The organism is Aliirhizobium wenxiniae (assembly GCF_014201355.1).
Classification (GTDB): domain Bacteria; phylum Pseudomonadota; class Alphaproteobacteria; order Rhizobiales; family Rhizobiaceae; genus Neorhizobium; species Neorhizobium wenxiniae.
On record NZ_JACHEG010000005.1, the window covers coordinates 112,187 to 129,066 of the forward strand.

At 58.8% G+C, this 16,880-nt stretch carries 17 protein-coding genes, 1 tRNA gene and 2 riboswitches; of the genes, 8 read left to right on the forward strand and 10 right to left on the reverse strand.

Features of this window, described 5'->3' with window-relative positions; genetic code table 11:
• Window positions 1-2 precede the first annotated feature (2 nt).
• From HNQ72_RS19975 to HNQ72_RS19990, 4 genes are all read left to right on the forward strand, one after another.
• Window positions 3-440: an RNA-binding S4 domain-containing protein gene (locus tag HNQ72_RS19975; protein ID WP_183994630.1), complete on the forward strand. Its 438-nt coding sequence runs from the start codon at window positions 3-5 to the stop codon at window positions 438-440.
• A 193-nt stretch (window positions 441-633) separates the two neighbouring features.
• Window positions 634-972 carry a ferredoxin FdxA gene (gene fdxA, locus HNQ72_RS19980; protein ID WP_112505794.1) on the forward strand — a complete coding sequence of 113 codons (339 nt, stop codon included), beginning with the start codon at window positions 634-636 and terminating at the stop codon, window positions 970-972.
• A gap of 404 nt (window positions 973-1,376) precedes the next feature.
• On the forward strand, window positions 1,377-1,949 hold the full coding sequence (locus HNQ72_RS19985; RefSeq protein WP_183994632.1) for a CarD family transcriptional regulator: 573 nt from the start codon (window positions 1,377-1,379) through the stop codon (window positions 1,947-1,949).
• 279 nt (window positions 1,950-2,228) lie between these two features.
• Complete coding sequence (locus HNQ72_RS19990) at window positions 2,229-3,095, forward strand: RNA polymerase factor sigma-32 (protein WP_183994634.1); 867 nt, start codon at window positions 2,229-2,231, stop codon at window positions 3,093-3,095.
• Window positions 3,096-3,121: 26 nt separating this feature from the next.
• On the opposite strand, the gene HNQ72_RS19995 is transcribed toward HNQ72_RS19990, so the two are convergent.
• The 8 genes from HNQ72_RS19995 to HNQ72_RS20030 all read right to left on the reverse strand — a co-directional run bounded on the left by HNQ72_RS19995 (window position 3,122) and on the right by HNQ72_RS20030 (window position 12,067).
• Complete coding sequence (locus HNQ72_RS19995; protein ID WP_244654442.1) at window positions 3,122-4,540, reverse strand: M48 family metalloprotease; 1,419 nt, start codon at window positions 4,538-4,540, stop codon at window positions 3,122-3,124.
• A 316-nt stretch (window positions 4,541-4,856) separates the two neighbouring features.
• On the reverse strand, window positions 4,857-5,564 hold the full coding sequence (locus HNQ72_RS20000; RefSeq protein WP_183994638.1) for a thiamine ABC transporter ATP-binding protein: 708 nt from the start codon (window positions 5,562-5,564) through the stop codon (window positions 4,857-4,859).
• Window positions 5,557-7,176 carry a thiamine/thiamine pyrophosphate ABC transporter permease ThiP gene (gene thiP, locus HNQ72_RS20005; RefSeq protein WP_183994640.1) on the reverse strand — a complete coding sequence of 540 codons (1,620 nt, stop codon included), beginning with the start codon at window positions 7,174-7,176 and terminating at the stop codon, window positions 5,557-5,559. Before thiP ends, HNQ72_RS20000 begins: the two co-directional genes overlap by 8 nt.
• A 22-nt stretch (window positions 7,177-7,198) precedes the next feature.
• Window positions 7,199-8,209 carry a thiamine ABC transporter substrate binding subunit gene (gene thiB / locus HNQ72_RS20010; RefSeq protein ID WP_183994642.1) on the reverse strand — a complete coding sequence of 337 codons (1,011 nt, stop codon included), beginning with the start codon at window positions 8,207-8,209 and terminating at the stop codon, window positions 7,199-7,201.
• Window positions 8,210-8,248: 39 nt separating this feature from the next.
• Window positions 8,249-8,354: riboswitch (TPP riboswitch) on the reverse strand.
• A 101-nt stretch (window positions 8,355-8,455) separates the two neighbouring features.
• Window positions 8,456-8,851: a VOC family protein gene (locus tag HNQ72_RS20015; protein WP_183994644.1), complete on the reverse strand. Its 396-nt coding sequence runs from the start codon at window positions 8,849-8,851 to the stop codon at window positions 8,456-8,458.
• 102 nt (window positions 8,852-8,953) lie between these two features.
• Window positions 8,954-9,406 (reverse strand): response regulator, encoded by a 453-nt coding sequence (locus tag HNQ72_RS20020; RefSeq protein ID WP_183994646.1) that lies wholly within the window; start codon window positions 9,404-9,406, stop codon window positions 8,954-8,956.
• A 171-nt stretch (window positions 9,407-9,577) separates the two neighbouring features.
• Window positions 9,578-11,401, reverse strand: coding sequence for an ATP-binding cassette domain-containing protein (locus HNQ72_RS20025; protein ID WP_183994648.1), 1,824 nt, complete (start codon window positions 11,399-11,401; stop codon window positions 9,578-9,580).
• Between the two features lie 9 nt (window positions 11,402-11,410).
• Entirely contained in the window at window positions 11,411-12,067 is a 657-nt protein-coding gene (locus tag HNQ72_RS20030) for a thiamine diphosphokinase (RefSeq protein ID WP_183994650.1), read from the reverse strand.
• A gap of 123 nt (window positions 12,068-12,190) precedes the next feature.
• Window positions 12,191-12,268: riboswitch (SAM riboswitch) on the forward strand.
• Window positions 12,269-12,330: 62 nt separating this feature from the next.
• Between HNQ72_RS20030 and metA the strand changes: the two genes are divergently transcribed.
• On the forward strand, window positions 12,331-13,251 hold the full coding sequence (gene metA, locus HNQ72_RS20035) for a homoserine O-acetyltransferase MetA (protein WP_183994652.1): 921 nt from the start codon (window positions 12,331-12,333) through the stop codon (window positions 13,249-13,251).
• A gap of 115 nt (window positions 13,252-13,366) precedes the next feature.
• The gene (locus tag HNQ72_RS20040) at window positions 13,367-14,389 is read left to right on the forward strand and encodes an aldose epimerase family protein (protein ID WP_183994654.1); all 1,023 of its coding nucleotides are present in this window, start codon (window positions 13,367-13,369) and stop codon (window positions 14,387-14,389) included.
• 71 nt (window positions 14,390-14,460) lie between these two features.
• Here HNQ72_RS20040 and HNQ72_RS20045 read toward each other — a convergent pair whose 3' ends face one another.
• Together HNQ72_RS20045 and HNQ72_RS20050 are read right to left on the reverse strand one after the other, a co-directional pair.
• A complete protein-coding gene (locus HNQ72_RS20045; protein ID WP_183994656.1) occupies window positions 14,461-14,697 on the reverse strand; it encodes a hypothetical protein in 237 nt (78 codons plus the stop codon).
• Window positions 14,698-14,884: 187 nt separating this feature from the next.
• Window positions 14,885-14,959, reverse strand: a tRNA-Gly gene (locus HNQ72_RS20050).
• A 255-nt stretch (window positions 14,960-15,214) separates the two neighbouring features.
• On the opposite strand from HNQ72_RS20050, the gene HNQ72_RS20055 reads away from it, so the two are divergent.
• Together HNQ72_RS20055 and trxA are read left to right on the forward strand one after the other, a co-directional pair.
• The gene (locus HNQ72_RS20055; RefSeq protein ID WP_183994658.1) at window positions 15,215-15,724 is read left to right on the forward strand and encodes a prolyl-tRNA synthetase associated domain-containing protein; all 510 of its coding nucleotides are present in this window, start codon (window positions 15,215-15,217) and stop codon (window positions 15,722-15,724) included.
• 62 nt (window positions 15,725-15,786) lie between these two features.
• Window positions 15,787-16,791, forward strand: coding sequence for a thioredoxin (gene trxA, locus HNQ72_RS20060; protein ID WP_183994660.1), 1,005 nt, complete (start codon window positions 15,787-15,789; stop codon window positions 16,789-16,791).
• Window positions 16,792-16,880 lie beyond the last annotated feature (89 nt).

Here is a 16,880-nt window from a genome sequence, read left to right on the forward strand (position 1 = left end):
TCATGAGCGAAAAGCCATCCGGGGATTTGCGGCAACGCATCGACAAATGGCTTTTCTTCACCCGCATGGTGAAGTCCCGCTCACTCGCGCAAGGCCTGCTCAATTCCGGCCATGTGAAGGTGAACGGGACTTCGATCCGCCAACCGAGCTTCCAGGTGAAGGTGGGCGACCGGGTGGAAATCGCGCTCGATCGGCGCGATCTGATCCTGATCGTCAAGTCCGGTGGCGAGCGGCGAGGGCCTTACGAAGAGGCCAAGGAACTCTACGAAGATCTCACTCCACCGCGCGAGAAAACCGAGCGCCTGACGATGCTGGAACAGGCGCAGCGCATCAAGGGATCAGGCCGTCCGACTAAAAAAGAACGCCGCGAGACAGACCGTCTCTTTCCCAATGCTGGTGATGTCGACTTCGGTTCCGGGATCAATTGGGACGATGATTAGAAAATGCGCCCTGTTTCCGCGTTTTTTCGAAATGGTTTATCCTTGCTAAGCTTGGATAAACGCTTTACGTGACGTTCGAAAATGCCGGATAGCCCGCCTCTGTCGTTCCAGCGGTTGCGTTGCCCCCGTCCGGCCCTCGGGGCCCGACCGTTTCCAATCGTGTCCTGATCAACGCGTTGATGTGGAGTGCTTCATGACTTATGTCGTGACCGATAACTGTGTCCGCTGCAAATATACCGACTGCGTCGAAGTCTGCCCGGTGGATTGCTTCTATGAAGGCGAGAATTTTCTCGTCATCCATCCCGACGAGTGCATCGATTGCGGCGTATGCGAACCTGAATGTCCCGCCGAGGCAATCAAGCCCGATACCGAGCCGGGGCTGGACAAATGGTTGAAGATCAATGCGGAGTTCGCCCAGATCTGGCCAAACATCACGATCAAGAAAGATCCGATGGACGGAGCCAAGGAACTTGACGGCGAGGCGGGCAAGTACGAGAAGTATTTCTCACCGGAACCGGGCAAGGGCGACTGAGTCTAGGTTGTCCAGCCAGGATGCGCCTGCCTTGCTGTCGCAGGCGCCAATGAAGCGTTGCTGCTTTCATAGGCAGGGCGCTATAATGTTGCTTTGCGGACTCTGTGAAGCAAATTATTGATTTCCGCACTTTTTTGTGGTAGACAAGAGATACTGTTCCACAAGGCGGCACTCGCGTGCCCAAAAAACATCACGAAAGCACAGATCAATCACACGCGCTCTCCGAGACATAACGTCGTTTCATGTTGTCGGTCGCAGCTCAGCGATGGGATTTGTTTTTTCGCGCGCGTTTTGTCGGACCAGTATGGAGTGACCCGACGGTTTCCCCCGTCTCATCCGGGCCTGACAGACCCGGCTTTCCCCTGACCCAGATGTGGGTGAGTAGAAGGGAGTTTTTGAAACGAATGACGACTCAGCAGAAAAAGAATTCCCCGGCTCGCCAGGGCTTCAAGACCGGCGAATCGATCGTGTATCCCGCTCACGGCGTTGGTACGATCAGTGCGATTGAAGAGCAAGAAGTTGCTGGCATGAAGCTTGAGCTTTTTGTGATCGACTTCGAAAAGGACAAGATGCGCCTGAAGGTTCCGGTCGCCAAAGCCGTTGCCATTGGCATGCGCAAGCTTTCGGAAACGGATTTCGTCGAACGCGCGCTCAAGGTTGTGCAGGGCAAGGCCCGCGTGAAGCGCACCATGTGGTCGCGCCGCGCACAGGAATATGATGCCAAGATCAATTCCGGTGACCTGATTTCCATCGCTGAAGTGGTCCGCGATCTTTATCGCGCCGAAAACCAGCCTGAGCAGTCCTATTCCGAGCGTCAGCTCTATGAAGCTGCTCTCGACCGGATGGCTCGTGAAATCGCAGCCGTCAACAAGATGTCGGATACCGAGGCCGTTCGCCTTGTCGAAGTTAATCTTGCCAAGGGTCCCAAGCGTGGCAAGAGCCTCGATGAAGACGATGCGCAGGAAGAAGCTGCCTGATTTCCTGGATATGCAGGAGTAAAAAACCCGGCCTTGAGCCGGGTTTTTTTATTGGAACTTTTGAGCTGTTGTCGCGTTAACCCGCCGGAACGGCGAACTGAATGCTGCGTAACGCTGCCCTCGGTCCCGTTTAAAACGCTGGCGGCCAGGATGTCCCGGGTCGCTTCTAGAGGGGGCGAAAGCAGCAGTCATAAACTTGCACAGACATTCTCCTCGATTGTCCGTCTGCCAGTTTCCCCGCTGTTTATCGTCATATCAGAACCGTTGACGGAGAAGACGATGACAGCCATGTCCGCAGACCGCACAATGATCAAGATAGCGATGTCAGCTCCCTATCTCGCCCGTGAAGAGGAGCGAGATCTTGCCGTCCGATGGAAAGACAGCCAGGATCAGAATGCACGGAACCAGATCGCACTTGCTCACATGCGTCTCGTCATTGCCATGGCCTCGAAGTTTCGTGGCTTCGGCCTGCCGATGAGCGACCTCGTTCAAGAAGGTTATGTAGGGCTGCTCGAAGCGGCGGCAAGGTTCGAGCCGGCGCGCGATGTGCGTTTTTCTACCTATGCCAGCTGGTGGATCCGCGCTTCGATGCAGGATTATATCCTGCGCAACTGGTCGATCGTGCGCGGCGGGACCAGCTCTGCGCAGAAGGCGCTTTTCTTCAATCTGCGCCGGTTGCGCGCAAAGCTCGCTCGCGGTGACAGCAATCTTACCGCCCGTGCCATCCATGAAGAGATCGCGGTGGCGCTCGGTGTCAGCGTAAACGACGTGCAGACGATGGATGCACGTCTCTCCGCCAACGATGCCTCGCTGCAGGCGCCGACGATTGCCGGTGACGCGGATAGCGGCGAACGGCTGGACATGCTGGAAAGCAACGAGCCACTTCCCGACGAACAGGTTTCCGGCATGATCGACGGCGAACGGCGGCTGAAATGGCTGCAGGGCGCGCTCACCAAACTTAACGACCGCGAGAAGAAGATCATTCGTGCTCGCCGGCTCACGGACGACGGTGCGACGCTCGAAGCGCTCGGGACCGAGCTTGGAATTTCCAAGGAACGTGTGCGCCAGATTGAAAGCCGCGCCATCGAGAAGCTGAAGTCTGCGCTCGTCTCCGCCAATCCGCAGATGGCTGCCGCCGCCTGCTGATTACGAAGGGGTGTTCCTTCACTCCACTATTCGGAAATGATCTTCATCTTCTGGCCGGGCGACACCGTCGCGCCGGCCGGTAGCGCGTTGATGAGCTTGAAAAGATCGAGCTTTCGATCCGTCCCCATCATCCGTCCCGAGAGCGATGCAAGAGTGTCACTCGGGCCAACCGTGACGATACGCACCCGAAGCGGCTTCAGAGAGGCTATTTCTTCCGGCGTCATACGACGAAAACTGTTGCGTAGCGTATCTGCGGTAGATTGCAGTGTCGTGTTACCCTTTGGCACAGCTGTTAAAAAGCGGAAAATCTGCTCATTGAGGCGCACGACGGTCACGTCGAAATCCCAGCGCTCGGCGGAGGCGCGCGCGGTTGCGGCCGGAAGGCCGTTTACGGTGGTCTCACGCACGGTTTCCGGCTGCAATCCCGCAACCCAGCCGCTCGTCAGGTAATTCGTCAGGTTGTTATTGTCGCCGGCGGCAACTCCATCGAAACGGATGGCACTTTCGCCGGGGCCGGTTGCGAGCACTGCCTCGACCTTGTTGTCGATCCGGAAATCCGGTGGAACATCAAAACGGATGCCAAGGCTGCCATGCAGGAACGTCTGGCCTCGAACATAGCCTTCCTGCGGGCTGTCGCCGTAAAGCAGACCGTCGATACCTGCGAGATAATAATCGCGTCCACGGTCGCCGACACCTTCCTGGCCGAAGGCGCGGGCATGGCGGCGCGCGAGATCGACGCGCTGGGCCGAATTCGGGTGGCTGGACAGGAAGTCGAGGCTCTGGTCGTTATCCGGATCGACGGCAGAGTAGCGGGCATAGGCCGCCATGGAATCAAGGAAGCGAGCGGCTGCATAAGGATCATAGCCGGCTTCGCCGAGCATGCGCACGCCAATAACATCCGCCTGCAATTCCTGCTGGCGGGAGAAGGCGGCGAGCCGCAGCTTGCCACGGGCGAGCGCCTGCTTGCCGGCGAGATCGCTCGACAGGACTTCGGCAACGACGCGGCTGGCAATGACTTCCGCCTCTTCCCGCTTCTGGCGTTCGATGCCGTGATTGGCGGTAACGTGGCCCATTTCGTGCGACAGGACAGCCGCCACTTCCGACGCATCGTTGGCGAGCGCCAGCAGACCGCGGGTGACATAGAGATAACCGCCCGGTAGCGCGAAAGCGTTGATTGCTGGCGAATTCAGAATGGTGATGCGGAAGGACTGGGTCGGGTTTTCCGAAACGGCCGTCAATGCGCCGGTGATCCGGGCGACAAGGCGTTCGGTCTTCGCATCGCGATATTCGCCGCCGTAACTTGCGACAATGCGCGGGTGTTCGCGGGCGCCCATGGCAGCACGCGGGTCATTCTTCTGGACCTGGTCGACAGTCTGCGGGTTTTCCGATGGCGAAACGTTCGGCGTATAGGCCTGGTCGAAGATCGACTGGCAGCCGTAAAGCATCGAGGTGGCGAAGAAAAGTGTGGCTGCGGAACGGAATGCGCGGCTACGCTGCCAAAATCTCGGCCACCTGGCACGATCCGTCTTTACAGTCTTCGCCTGCACTACCATCTCCGGAATTACACTTCGGCATCCTGCCGTCGCGTCTGGCCTCGTCTTCCGCCTGTTGTCGCTTACCGTCTTTAGCGCCAACTGCACAGATATTCCTAAATGAATATGTATTGCCTACTGGGTATGAAAAGAAAATAAACTTGAACGCCGATGCCATCGGGCCACGTCCAAATTGTGGCGGTGCCCATGCACGCTTGATGACTTTCGTTCACACAGTGCCGGATAGGGGCGAAACGGGTGCGGCAAATCGCGAAAGGTAATCCGCTTTTGCCTCGTCGGTGGCGATCTGCCCCTTTTCGACATGCAGGATGCGATCTGCAATGCGGGCAATTTCCTCGCGGTCATGGGTTATCATGACGACGGTATTTGCAGTTTCCGTATGCAGATCAAGAATAAGGGCGGACATTTGCAGCCGCAAATCGGCGTCGAGTGAAGCGAAGGGTTCGTCGAGCAGGAGAACCGGCTTGTTGCGCAGGAGGGCGCGGGCAAAGGCGGCGCGCTGTTTTTCGCCGCCCGACAGTGAGCCGGGCATACGCTTGCCGAAGCCCGCAAGGCTGACACGCGAGAGGGCGTTTTCCACGCGATCCCTGTCCTGCGAAGACAGCCGCATCGATGGGCTGATGCCGAGTGCGACATTGGTGAAGATGTCGAGATGGGCGAAGAGGTTGTGATCCTGGAAGACCACCGATACCGGCCTTTCCGACGGATGGCTCGCGGTCTGTTCGGTTCCGGCGATGAAGATGCGGCCTGATTGCGGGCGCTCAAAACCTGCGATGAGGTTGAGGAGCGTCGATTTGCCTGCACCCGACGAACCGGCGATCGCGGTGATGACGCCGGCCTCGATATGGCAGTCGAAATCGAAATCTGCGGTGCCGAGGTTCAGGGCGACCTTATCGAGGACGATGCCGTCACGCATTTTCATGTTCCTTGTCGCCGGATGTGCCGAGGATGGTCAAGGCAAGGCAGATCATGCCGAGGATCAGCGCCAGCCCATCCGCATCATTCGTCCTGTAGCTCGATAGCGTGCTGTAGACCAGCCAGGGCAGGGTGACGAGATCGCTGGAGCCGAACAGGGCGACTGCACCGAGATCGCCGAGGGAGAGCGCCATGGCGAAGGAGAGGGCAGTGAGTATCGGGCGGGTGAGGATGGGGAGATCGATCAGACGCCACTTGGCAGGGCCGGCGATACCGAGTGCTGCGGCCAGCCGTGCCGTCTGATGCCGATGGTCGTTCAATGCCGGTTCCAGCACCCTTACTGCAAAGGGCAGCGCCATCATCGCATTGATGAATGCGACGAGGTAGGGCGCGAACGCGGCGACATTGCCGAATTGCCGAAGCACCAGAAACCAGCCGGTGCCGAGAATGATCGGCGGCACGACAAGAACCAGGGATGATGTGCCGGCGAGCGAGGCCGATAGAAGCCGTGCAGCAAGAACGGGATCGCGCCGGTCCCTGATCGCCTGCCGGGCCGTGATGATAGCGAGTGACGCGGAGACAGCGATCACTGCAGCCGTTACCGCGATCACGAGACTCGTCGTTGCAGCCTGGATGAAACGAGGGCCGGAGATCAGTTTCCAGAGATCGGCACGAAGGCCGGCAATCAGAACCGAGAGGAGCGGCGAGGCGACAAAGATCACGGCGATGGCAATGATCAGGCCATCCCACAGGCGGGATGCTGCCGAGCGCCCGTCGAGGCGCAACACCTTTCTGCCCGCGGTTCTGACCGTATCAGTTGCAGCCGGCAGAAGCGCGATGAGGCCGATCACGGCAGCCGTTACGGCAATCTGCAGAAAGGCGAGTGCGATGGCGCGGGGCGGGTCGAAATCGAAGCGCAGGGCCTGATAGATCGCCACTTCCAGCGTGGTTGCGGCCGGACCTCCGCCCAGCACAAGAACCAGCGTGAAGCTGGTGGCGCAGAGCATGAAGATCAGGCCCGCGACGCCGGGCACGATGCGGGCAAGCGCCGGCCATTCGACAAAGCGGAAGATCGAGACAGGCTTCATGCCGAGGCTGGCCGACAGAAGCCAGTATTCAGCCGGAAGCCGTTCGAGCACGGCAAGCAGCAGGCGCACGGCGAGCGGGATATTGAAGAATGTATGGGCGAGCAGAATGCCGGAAAGGCCGTAGACGCTGACCGGCTGTTCCAGCCCGGCTGTGGTAAGCCAGCCGTTCAGGATGCCCTGCCTGCCCCAGACACCGAGCAGACCGAGTGCGCCGACCAGCGCCGGCAGGCCCATGGGCAGGGCCATAAGGCGCAGGATCCAGGCTCTGCCGACAAAACGGGGGCGGCGGGCAAGTGCCAAAGCGACCGGAATGGCGAAGACGACCGACAGAAGCGTGGAAAGCGCCGCCTGCAGAAGCGTGAAGCGAAGAATGCTCCAGGTATAGGCGCTAAAAAGCCGGGATGCGGATTGATCGCCATCCCAGGCCAGCAGTGTCACAACCGCAGTGCCGACGAACAGAATGACGGCAGCAAGGACGGTCAGGCCGGCACCGATGCCGCGTCGTCTTTCAGCGGTCGTCAGCAAATGCGATTTCCCAAACGTCCCGTCACTTCTTGCTCATGGCGGTCAGCCATTCGTCGATCCAGGCTTGGCGGTTCTTCGCCACCTCGTCGGAGCCGATCAGCAGCGTCTTTGCCGGCTTTACCAGCTTGTCGAAAGCTTCCGGCAGCGGGGCAGAGGTCGCTGCCGCCGGCATCATCCAGTTGGTGGTCGGAATGATATCCTGTGCCGCCGGCGATATCAGGAAGGTGAGGAAGCTCTTTGCCAGATCTCTGTCTCGGGCGTGTTTCAGCATGCCGGCGACCTCGATCTGGATGTAATGGCCATCGGAAAAGCTTGCTGCCTGATACCGATCAGTCCTTTCCTCGACCATGTGATAGGCTGGCGAGGTCGTATAGGAGAGCACCATCGGCACTTCGCTCTTGGTGAACAGGCCATAGGCTTCCGACCAGCCGGGGGTGACGGTCAGGACCCGGTCCCTGAATTTCGCCCAGGCTTCCGGCGCCTTGTCGCCATAGACGGCCTTTACCCAGAGCAGAAAGCCGAGGCCCGGCGTCGAGGTGCGCGGATCCTGAATGGCGATCTTCTGCGAAGCATCCCCCTCGATCAGATCCTTCAGGCTCTTCGGCGGGTTCTTGATCGTCTGCGTGTCATAGATGACGGCGAAATGGCCGTAGTCATAGGGCAGGAACGTATCGTCTGCATAATTGCCGGGAACCTTGACGGCGCCTGCATCGACGCCGTTCGCCTCGAAAAGGCCGGTCGCCTTGGCTTCGGAGATCAGACTGGTATCGAGGCCGAGGGCGATATCGGCTTCCGAGCCTGTGCCTTCGAGCTTGAGACGGGTGAGAAGCGCCACGCCATCGGCGACGCCGACGAAATTGACGGTGCAGGCACAGGTCTTTTCGAACTCGGCCTTGATCTTCGGGCCGGGACCCCAGTCGGAGGTGAAGCTCTCATAGGTATAGACGGTGAGCGTCTTTTCCTGAGCGTTCGCGGCAAGGGGAGCAAGAACCGTGACCGTGGTGGCCAGAAGAAAAGTCGAAATCCCGCGCATCAGCGCCTCCTCAAAATGTCGATACGGGGAATAGGCGCTGGTTGCGAGCCGTCTAATCCCTCCGCCGGTGTTAGCCGGATCAGGTTCCGCGGGTTGGCATGTCGCCTCTCAGCCCTGCAGACGCAGGGCACCCCGTTAGAGCGTGCAAAGATTTACCGGTCTCGCTTCATGCTGGCAAGAGGGTCGAGATATGAAGAAAGTCCCCTCCCAAACCCTTCCCCACAAGGGCGAGGGCTTAAGCCCGCCTTAGCCGCCGGACATTTCCATGTACATGATTTCCCAGACATGGCTGTCGAGGTCCTGGAAGCTGCAGCCGTACATCGGGCCCATTTCCATATTCGGCTTCCATTCGCTGCCGCCGGCGGCAAGCGCCTTTGCCTTGAAGCCGTCGACCTCGTCGCGGCTCGATGCGGAGAGGCAGTTCAGCACTTCCTTCGTCGTCTTCGAATCGGAAATATCGCCATTGATGAACATGCGGAATTTATCGTGGGTGAGCAGCATCACGTAGATCTGCTCGCTGACCACCATGCAGGTCGCGGTGTCATCTGAAAAATCGGGGTTCTTGGTGAAACCGAGCGCCGTGTAAAACGCCGTCGAAGCCTGAAGATCCGCCACCGGCAGGTTCACGAAAATCATCCGCATGTCGATATCCCTCCTTGATTGAAGGACGCCATCAGTTGGCGCCTTTCCTCCGAGGACGAAAGATGCGGCACGGATCCGACAAGTCCATGCCGGAATTTTGGCTCAGTTTGCGTTTCCGCGAAAAACCTTGAGTTCGCGGGGAACGATTGCCATGCCGCCGAGGCGGTTGGCGATCGCATAACCGATCGTCTGTTCGACCACTTCGGGCATGACGGGTTTGGTCAGAACGCCGATCGTTCCATCCACGCCATCCGCGATATCTTCCGGATTGCCGGTCATGAATACGACCGTCAGGCCATATTGTTCAGCAAGTTCACGGCCGATCTCCGGACCGGTCCTGCCATCCGCAAGATTGACGTCGACCAGGGCGATATCCGCATGGGCTGCAAGCGAAAGGGCATGCTTGCGGGCATTCGCCAGCCCGACGACCTTCAGGCCCATGTTCTCGATCGTGTCCGCCACGTCGAGCGCAATCAGAAACTCATCCTCGATAATCAATACACGCTGGTTCATCGCCTCACTTGCCAGCCGACGACGCGATACACTTGTCAGCATTGGACATCTCCAGAGTTCATCTCGGTTTTGCCGGTTGCATGTTTTAGCAACCTGACACGCACCAAACGCGATGAATGCCGGCATTGTTCCGGGGCGAGACACTGATTTCTTCGATTAAATATTTGTTAAGGCTAACAAAAATTTAATTTTAGGATGCTCGTGGCATCGCGCTCAGCCTTCGATTTCCTCGCGCAACATTTCAAGCTCCAGCCATTCCTCTTCCATTTGGGTCAGCTTTTCGCGCAGCTTCTCCATCTCTGCGGCCAGCTTGTTGAAGCTTGCCGGGTCCTTGGTGAAGAGATTGGGATCGGCCATCTTCTTTTCGCGAATGGCGATCTCGGCTTGCGCCTTCTCCATTTCCTTGGGCAGGTTTTCGAGGGCGAATTTCTGCTTGTAGGAAAGCTTTCCCTTGGCCTTGGGTGCGTCGGAGGCTGAAGTCGTGCTCTCGGCCTTCGGCTTTTCGGCTGCTTTTTCCGCTTTTTTCCGCTCTTCCTGGGCGCCTTTGCGCTGTGCCAGCATGTCGGTATAGCCGCCGGCATATTCGATCCAGCGGCCATCGGGCGCATCCGGGGTGGCCGGTGCGATGGTGGAGGTCACAGTGCGATCGAGGAAGTCACGGTCGTGGCTGACAAGAATGACGGTGCCGTTATAACCGGCGACGATTTCCTGCAAGAGGTCCAGCGTCTCGATGTCGAGGTCGTTGGTTGGTTCGTCTAATATCAGCAGGTTCGAAGGCCGTGCCAGCATGCGGGCCAGCATCAGGCGGGCGCGTTCGCCACCCGACAGGTTCTTGATCGGCGTGCGGATCTGTTCAGGCTGGAACAGGAAATCCTTCATGTAACCGGCGACATGGCGCTGTTCGCCATTGACCAGCAGCGTCTCGCCACGGCCATCGGTCAGATAGTGGGACAGGGTATCCTCGGGATCGAGGTCCTCGCGCTTCTGGTCGAGGGTGGCGATTTCCAGGTTGGTGCCGAGCTTGATCCAGCCGCTATCGGGCTCCAGCTGGCCGGTCAGCATCTTCAGAAGCGTCGTCTTGCCGGCACCGTTCGGGCCGACGAGACCGATGCGGTCGCCGCGGTGGACGCGGATCGAGAAGGGGGCGACGATCGGCTTGTCATAGGTCTTGGTGATGTTTTCAGCTTCGACCACAAGCTTGCCGGATTCGCGACCCTCTGCGACCGAAGCCTGGACGCTGCCCTGAGGACCGTTATGGCCACGATAGGCGGCGCGCATGGCCTGCAACTCGCCGACGCGGCGCATGTTGCGCTTGCGCCTTGCGGTGACGCCGTAGCGCATCCAGTGTTCTTCGCGCTCGATCGCCTTGCCGAGCTTGTGCTGTTCGATCTCTTCCTCTTCGAGAACCTGATCGCGCCAGGCTTCAAAATGGCCGAAACCACGGGAAAGACGGCGGGCCGTGCCGCGGTCTATCCAGACAGTGGCGTTGGAGACCTTTTCGAGGAAACGACGGTCGTGGCTGATGACCACAAGCGCGCTGCGCGTCTTGCGCAACTCGTCTTCCAGCCATTCGATGGTCGGCAGGTCGAGATGGTTGGTCGGCTCGTCGAGCAGAAGGATATCGGGTTCCGGCGCCATGACGCGGGCAAGTGCCGCACGGCGGGCTTCACCGCCTGACAAGCGGTTCGGATCTTCCTCGCCGGTCAGGCCCAGATGTTCGAGCAGATAGGTGACGCGATAGGGATCATCACCCGGGCCGAGGCCCGCTTCGGCATAGGCCTGCACGGTCGAGTAACCGGCAAAGTCAGGCGCCTGTTCGAGATAACGGATCGTTGCCGACGGATGACGGAAAACCTCCCCCGACTGCGCTTCGACCATGCCTGCCGCGATCTTCATCAGCGTCGACTTGCCCGAGCCGTTGCGGCCGACGAGGCAGATGCGGTCGCCCGGCTCCACCTGCAGGCTGGCTCCGTCCAACAGCGGCGTGCCGCCGAAGCTCAGGAAGATGTCGTCAAGCTTAAGAATGGGAGGTGCCATGAGGACCGTTTATGCTCCGGAAAAATCGTGGGGACGGGCAAGGATCATCGCCTTGCCGCTCTTTAGATGGAATTCGACAGGCCCTTCCGCAACATTCGAAACCGTGCGAGAAGAGCCGAAGGGCAGCGAAAAATCCTTGAGCGGATATCGTGCGCCGAGAATGTCGAGGCCTGACAGGTCAGAAAAGCCGAGAACGGAAAACAGCGCGCCCTTGGGAAGGTCGATCGTTTTCGTGCCCGGCAGAAAGGGCATGGCTTCCTCTTCACCCGAGGCGAGAAGAACATCGAAGCCGCGCTCGGCCAAACCCATGGCGAGCAGAAAATGCTGCAGCGCGTGGTCGGAACGCTCGCCGCCGAGCGCGCCGATCAGGATCAGGCGCCTTGCGCCGCGCTCGATCGCCTCGGCCGTGGCAATCTCACCATCGGTCTCGTTCTTGGCCGGCGGATAGGTTTTGCGTTCGACTTGAGGGAAATGGGCGATCAGCTCTTCGTCGGAGGAGTCGAAGTCGCCGACCCACAGCTCTGGTATCACGCCAAGTTCGACCGCATGGCGCATGCCGCTATCGGCGGCAATCACACGGCTTCCCGCGATCGCGTGTCTGACGCGATCGGTGACGGCAAGATTGCCGCCGAGCAGGATGGTGAAGGTCGAATTGGCCATGGGCATTGCCCATAGCGCAAAGGGTGGGGCAAGGGAAAGCAGGACATATGCTTATTTCGGTCGCGCCAGGGTGGGGCCGGTAGATTTTGCTCCCATTGACGCCGGGGCCGGCAAGGATTATCTGATAAACCGAACTTCCGTGGTGATTTGGCCGGCCGGCTTGCAGCCACGTTAAAAAAGTCGCTAAAGGGCCGCGAGAAGTTAGACTTCACTTCCCACGGGCCGGTTGCGATTTTTCGTTGCCGGCTTTTTGTTTGTGGGGCCTGACTATGCCGATCAAGATTCCCGATACGCTTCCAGCGTTTACCACCCTCGTTTCCGAGGGTGTGCGCGTCATGACCGAAACGGTCGCCGTGCGCCAGGACATTCGTCCGCTGCAGATCGGGCTTCTCAACCTCATGCCGAACAAGATCAAGACCGAGGTGCAGATGGCCCGCCTTGTCGGCGCTTCGCCGCTGCAGGTGGAGTTTTCGCTGATAAGGCTCGGCACGCACAAGGCGAAGAATACGTCCGAGGAGCACCTCCTCTCCTTCTATCACACCTGGGAAGAGGTGAAGGACCGCAAGTTCGACGGGTTCATCATCACCGGCGCGCCGGTGGAACAGATGGACTACGAGGATGTGAGCTACTGGGACGAGATGCGTCAGATCTTCGACTGGACGCAGACCAATGTGCATTCGACGATGAATGTCTGCTGGGGCGCGATGGCGGCGATCTACCATTTTCATGACGTGCCGAAACATGCGCTCACCGAAAAGGCCTTTGGTGTCTATCGTCACCGCAATCTTGCGCCGGCCTCGGTTTATCTCAATGGCTTTTCCGATGATTTCCAGGTGCCGGTCTCACGTTGGACGGAGGTACGTCGCGAGGATGTCGAGAAGAAATCCGATCTGGAAATCCTGATGGAATCCGATGAGATGGGCCTTTGCCTCGTGCACGAGAAGAAGGGCAACCGTCTCTACATGTTCAACCACGTCGAATATGATTCCACCTCGCTGGCGGACGAATATTTTCGCGATGTGAATGCCGGTATCCCGATCAAGATGCCGCATGACTATTTTCCGCATAACGACGATACGCTGACGCCCCAGAACCGGTGGCGCAGTCATGCGCATCTTCTATTCGGAAACTGGATCAACGAGATGTACCAGACGACCCATTACGACATGGACAAAATCGGCACCGTGTAAGGACTGGTGAGGCTTTGGGGCGGCGTCGGGAAAAGACGCCGCGCGTCGCCGTTTCCCATTGCGAGGCCTCGCCAAATCGCGCAGTTTGCCGCCGATAAAATGGCGGGAGTAACTCATGGTAGGGCAGGCATTCGAGGTTTTCGGCACCACGCAGGACGGCGAGCCCGTCTATCGTGTCCAGATCAGCGGCGGCGGGCTGACTGCCAATGTTATTACCTGGGGTGCAGTCATCCAGGATTTGCGTCTTCAAGGACACGATGCGCCGCTGGTGCTCGGTTTCGACGATTTCTCTTCCTATCCGGCCTATTCTCCCTATTTCGGTGCCACGCCCGGCCGTTGCGCCAACCGGATCGGCGATGGGAAATTTTCGATCGACGGCCACGATTACCAGCTCGAACTCAATGAGCGCGGTGTCACGCATTTGCATGGCGGCTCCGACGGGATGGGCAAGCGCAACTGGGCGATTGTTGAACATCAGGCCGACAAGGTCGTGCTGAAGATTACCGATGCCGATGGGCGCGCAGGTTATCCCGGCAACTGCACGGTGACCGCGACCTATCGATTGAAGGCGGACGGCGTGTTCTCGGTCGTCTATGAAAGCGTTTCGGACGAGCCGACGCCCGCCAATGTCTGCCAGCACTCCTATTTCAACCTCGACGGCCGCGAGGATGTCTTCGGCCACGAGATCATGATTGCCGCCGACAGGATAACGGATGTCGATGCAAGGCTGGTTCCGACCGGCAAGCTCAATGACCTGACTGGCTCGCCCTTCGACCTGCGCCAGATGGGCCCGGTGCGTCGCACGCTCGAGGACGGTCGCCAGGTGCCGTTCGACCATAATTACTGCCTGTCGAACGAGCGCGTGGCCAAGCGATCGGTGGCGCTGGTGCGCAGCCTTTATTCAGGTGTCTCGATGGAAGTGAGGACCACGGAGCCGGGCGTGCAGTTTTATGCAGGCGTGATGGTCAATGTGCCGGTGCCGGGCTTCGATGGCCGCAAATACGGCAATTATGCCGGCCTTTGCCTGGAAACGCAGGTCTGGCCGGATGCGATCAATCACGCGAATTTCCCGAACGCGGTGTTACGTCCAGGCGAGGTTCTGCGTCAGGAAACGGATTACGTGTTTTCGAAGAGCTGAAGACAGCGTGCCAGTTCGACATCTAAAGTCGGACTGGCCGCTTTTAACTCCTCGCTCTGCTCGCCGACAGATTATGCCGCGAGGTCAGCCGTCTCACCATGCTGAGCAATGAGACGGGGTGATGCCATGTCGCCGGTTTCTTCATCGACCATGACTGCGTAAGCTGCTACGCCGACCACACGCGAAGCCATGGCGGCGGCAATCTTTTCCGCCGATACCGCGTTTGAGGCCTGACGCATTTCGCCCGGCACGATATGGCCGCGGTTCTTCTTGAATTGCAGGACGATGAATTTTTCCGCTTGAGCCATTTGATATCCTCTGTTGTTCTTATTTTGTTCCATTGTGAGGCAATAAGTCAATTGGCAATCTCGGAAAGATTTTCCTGATGCAGGCCGAAAAGAATGAGATGGAAAAGGTAGGGATTTTCAAGAAAACGCTTAGCGCCAGGTTTGTCCTGTGCGCCTGGTCAATCTGATCGTCTCTCTTGGGAGGGACTGGAGCGGGCGAAGGGGTTCGAACCCTCGACCCCAACCTTGGCAAGGTTGTGCTCTACCACTGAGCTACACCCGCTCATCAATCCGTCGGTCCGTGTGGTAGTTCGGAGCCGGCTGGTCAGTGGCTCGTTGCCGCCGACGAGGCGCTATATGGCCCAGACGATTTTCAAATGCAACAGAGAAATGACGATACTGGCAAAGATTTTTTCATTTTCCGCTAAAGCCCTTGATTTGCAGGGCTTTTGGCTTTCGGTGATTATGTGGAGAATGTCTTGGAGGCGGACGGGCTTATCTTTATAGTCGGCATTTCCCGCCAATCACGATCCCAGATGTGACCGAAAACATGCCGAAGACAGCCGCCGATCTGTTCGCTTTTCTCGACAGCCTCGATATTTCCCACACGACGAAGCAGCATGACCCGGTTTTCACCGTGGCCGAATCGCAGGACCTGCGGGATCAGATCCCCGGCGGGCACACCAAGAACCTGTTCGTGAAGGACAAGAAGGACCAGTATTTCGTCCTGACGGTCGAGGAGCATGCGGTGGTGGATCTGAAGACGGTTCACAAGGTCATCGGCGCGTCGAGCCGTGTCTCGTTTGGCAGGCCGGAGATGATGCTCGAATATCTCGGTGTCGTGCCAGGTTCGGTGACGGTGTTCGGCGCGTTTTGCGATACGGGCAAAAACGTCACCTTCGTGCTGGATGAAGACCTGTTGAAACACGAGATCATCAATGGTCATCCGCTTTCCAATGATGCGACCACATCGATTGGACGAAACGATCTAATCCGTTTTCTGGAGGCGACCGGTCACACGCCGCTTGTCTTGAAAGTTACGGACTGACATACGATGTTTCGGGCAGACAATTAAAAGGGTTCGCACCCTGATTTCCCGGGAGAACATCCATGAGCGGCAACGATAATCCTTACGCTGGATCTTACGGCGCCGGATCCTATGGCGGCGGATACGGTAGCCAGACGGCAAGCTTCGGTTCGCCCGCGGCAAGTCCTGCTTCCGCCGAGCCGGCGGTGGGTGGTTACGTGAGTGACACGACGACGGCCGGCTTTGCCAAGGATGTTCTGGACGAATCGCGCCGCCAGCCGGTTCTGGTCGATTTCTGGGCGCCCTGGTGCGGTCCGTGCAAACAGCTGACCCCGGTGCTCGAAAAGGCCGTTAACGAAGCCCAGGGACGCGTCAGGCTGGTCAAGATGAATATCGACGACCATCCATCGATCGCCGGTCAGCTCGGTATCCAGTCAATCCCCGCGGTCATTGCTTTCGTCGACGGCCGTCCAGTCGATGGTTTCATGGGAGCTGTGCCGGAAAGCCAGGTCAACGAGTTCATCGACAAGGTTGCAGGTCCGGCCGGTGCCGATCAGGCAGCCGAAATCGAGGCGATCCTCGGTGAAGCGGATGGCCTGCTTGCCGCGAGCAACATCGAGGGTGCTACACAGCTTTACAGCGCCGTTCTGCAGGCCGATCCGGAGAACGCCAAGGCGGCGGCCGGCATGATGCAGTGCCTGATCGCCATGGGCGAAACGGAGCGTGTCGGCCAGATGCTGCAATCCCTGCCTGAAGAGATGACGGCCGATCCGGCCATCCAGGCGGTTTCCAAGAAGCTCGACCAGATCGTCGAAGCCCGTAAACTCGGTGACCCGGTGGCGCTGACGCGCGAGCTGGACGCCAATCCGGATGACCATGCGGCGCGGATGAAGCTTGCGAAGATCCTCAACGTTCAGGGCGAGCGTGAGCAGGCGGCCGATCATCTTCTGACGATCATGCGCAAGGACCGGACTTTTGACGATGACGGCGCGCGCCGGGAACTTTTGCAGTTCTTTGAGGTTTGGGGTCCGAAGGATCCCGCGACGATTACAGCCCGTCGCCGTCTTTCGTCCATCCTCTTTTCCTAAACAACACGTTATCCACTGCCGCCGGTCTTGCGATCGGCGGTTGGAGCCCCAGATATCGGGTTATAGACCTGTAATCAGGAGCAGTCTGC

Coding starts and splice junctions, on each gene's coding strand:
- HNQ72_RS20020 (WP_183994646.1), bottom strand. CDS start 9,406: ATGCTGACAAGTGTATCGCGTCGTCGGCTGGCAAGTGAGGCGATGAAC.
- trxA (WP_183994660.1), top strand. CDS start 15,787: ATGAGCGGCAACGATAATCCTTACGCTGGATCTTACGGCGCCGGATCC.
- thiB (WP_183994642.1), bottom strand. CDS start 8,209: ATGCGCGGGATTTCGACTTTTCTTCTGGCCACCACGGTCACGGTTCTT.
- HNQ72_RS20025 (WP_183994648.1), bottom strand. CDS start 11,401: ATGGCACCTCCCATTCTTAAGCTTGACGACATCTTCCTGAGCTTCGGC.
- HNQ72_RS20040 (WP_183994654.1), top strand. CDS start 13,367: ATGGTAGGGCAGGCATTCGAGGTTTTCGGCACCACGCAGGACGGCGAG.
- HNQ72_RS20045 (WP_183994656.1), bottom strand. CDS start 14,697: ATGGCTCAAGCGGAAAAATTCATCGTCCTGCAATTCAAGAAGAACCGC.
- fdxA (WP_112505794.1), top strand. CDS start 634: ATGACTTATGTCGTGACCGATAACTGTGTCCGCTGCAAATATACCGAC.
- HNQ72_RS19995 (WP_244654442.1), bottom strand. CDS start 4,540: ATGCTTTACGGCTGCCAGTCGATCTTCGACCAGGCCTATACGCCGAAC.
- HNQ72_RS19990 (WP_183994634.1), top strand. CDS start 2,229: ATGACAGCCATGTCCGCAGACCGCACAATGATCAAGATAGCGATGTCA.
- metA (WP_183994652.1), top strand. CDS start 12,331: ATGCCGATCAAGATTCCCGATACGCTTCCAGCGTTTACCACCCTCGTT.
- HNQ72_RS20015 (WP_183994644.1), bottom strand. CDS start 8,851: ATGCGGATGATTTTCGTGAACCTGCCGGTGGCGGATCTTCAGGCTTCG.
- HNQ72_RS20030 (WP_183994650.1), bottom strand. CDS start 12,067: ATGCCCATGGCCAATTCGACCTTCACCATCCTGCTCGGCGGCAATCTT.
- HNQ72_RS20000 (WP_183994638.1), bottom strand. CDS start 5,564: ATGCGTGACGGCATCGTCCTCGATAAGGTCGCCCTGAACCTCGGCACC.
- HNQ72_RS19985 (WP_183994632.1), top strand. CDS start 1,377: ATGACGACTCAGCAGAAAAAGAATTCCCCGGCTCGCCAGGGCTTCAAG.
- HNQ72_RS19975 (WP_183994630.1), top strand. CDS start 3: ATGAGCGAAAAGCCATCCGGGGATTTGCGGCAACGCATCGACAAATGG.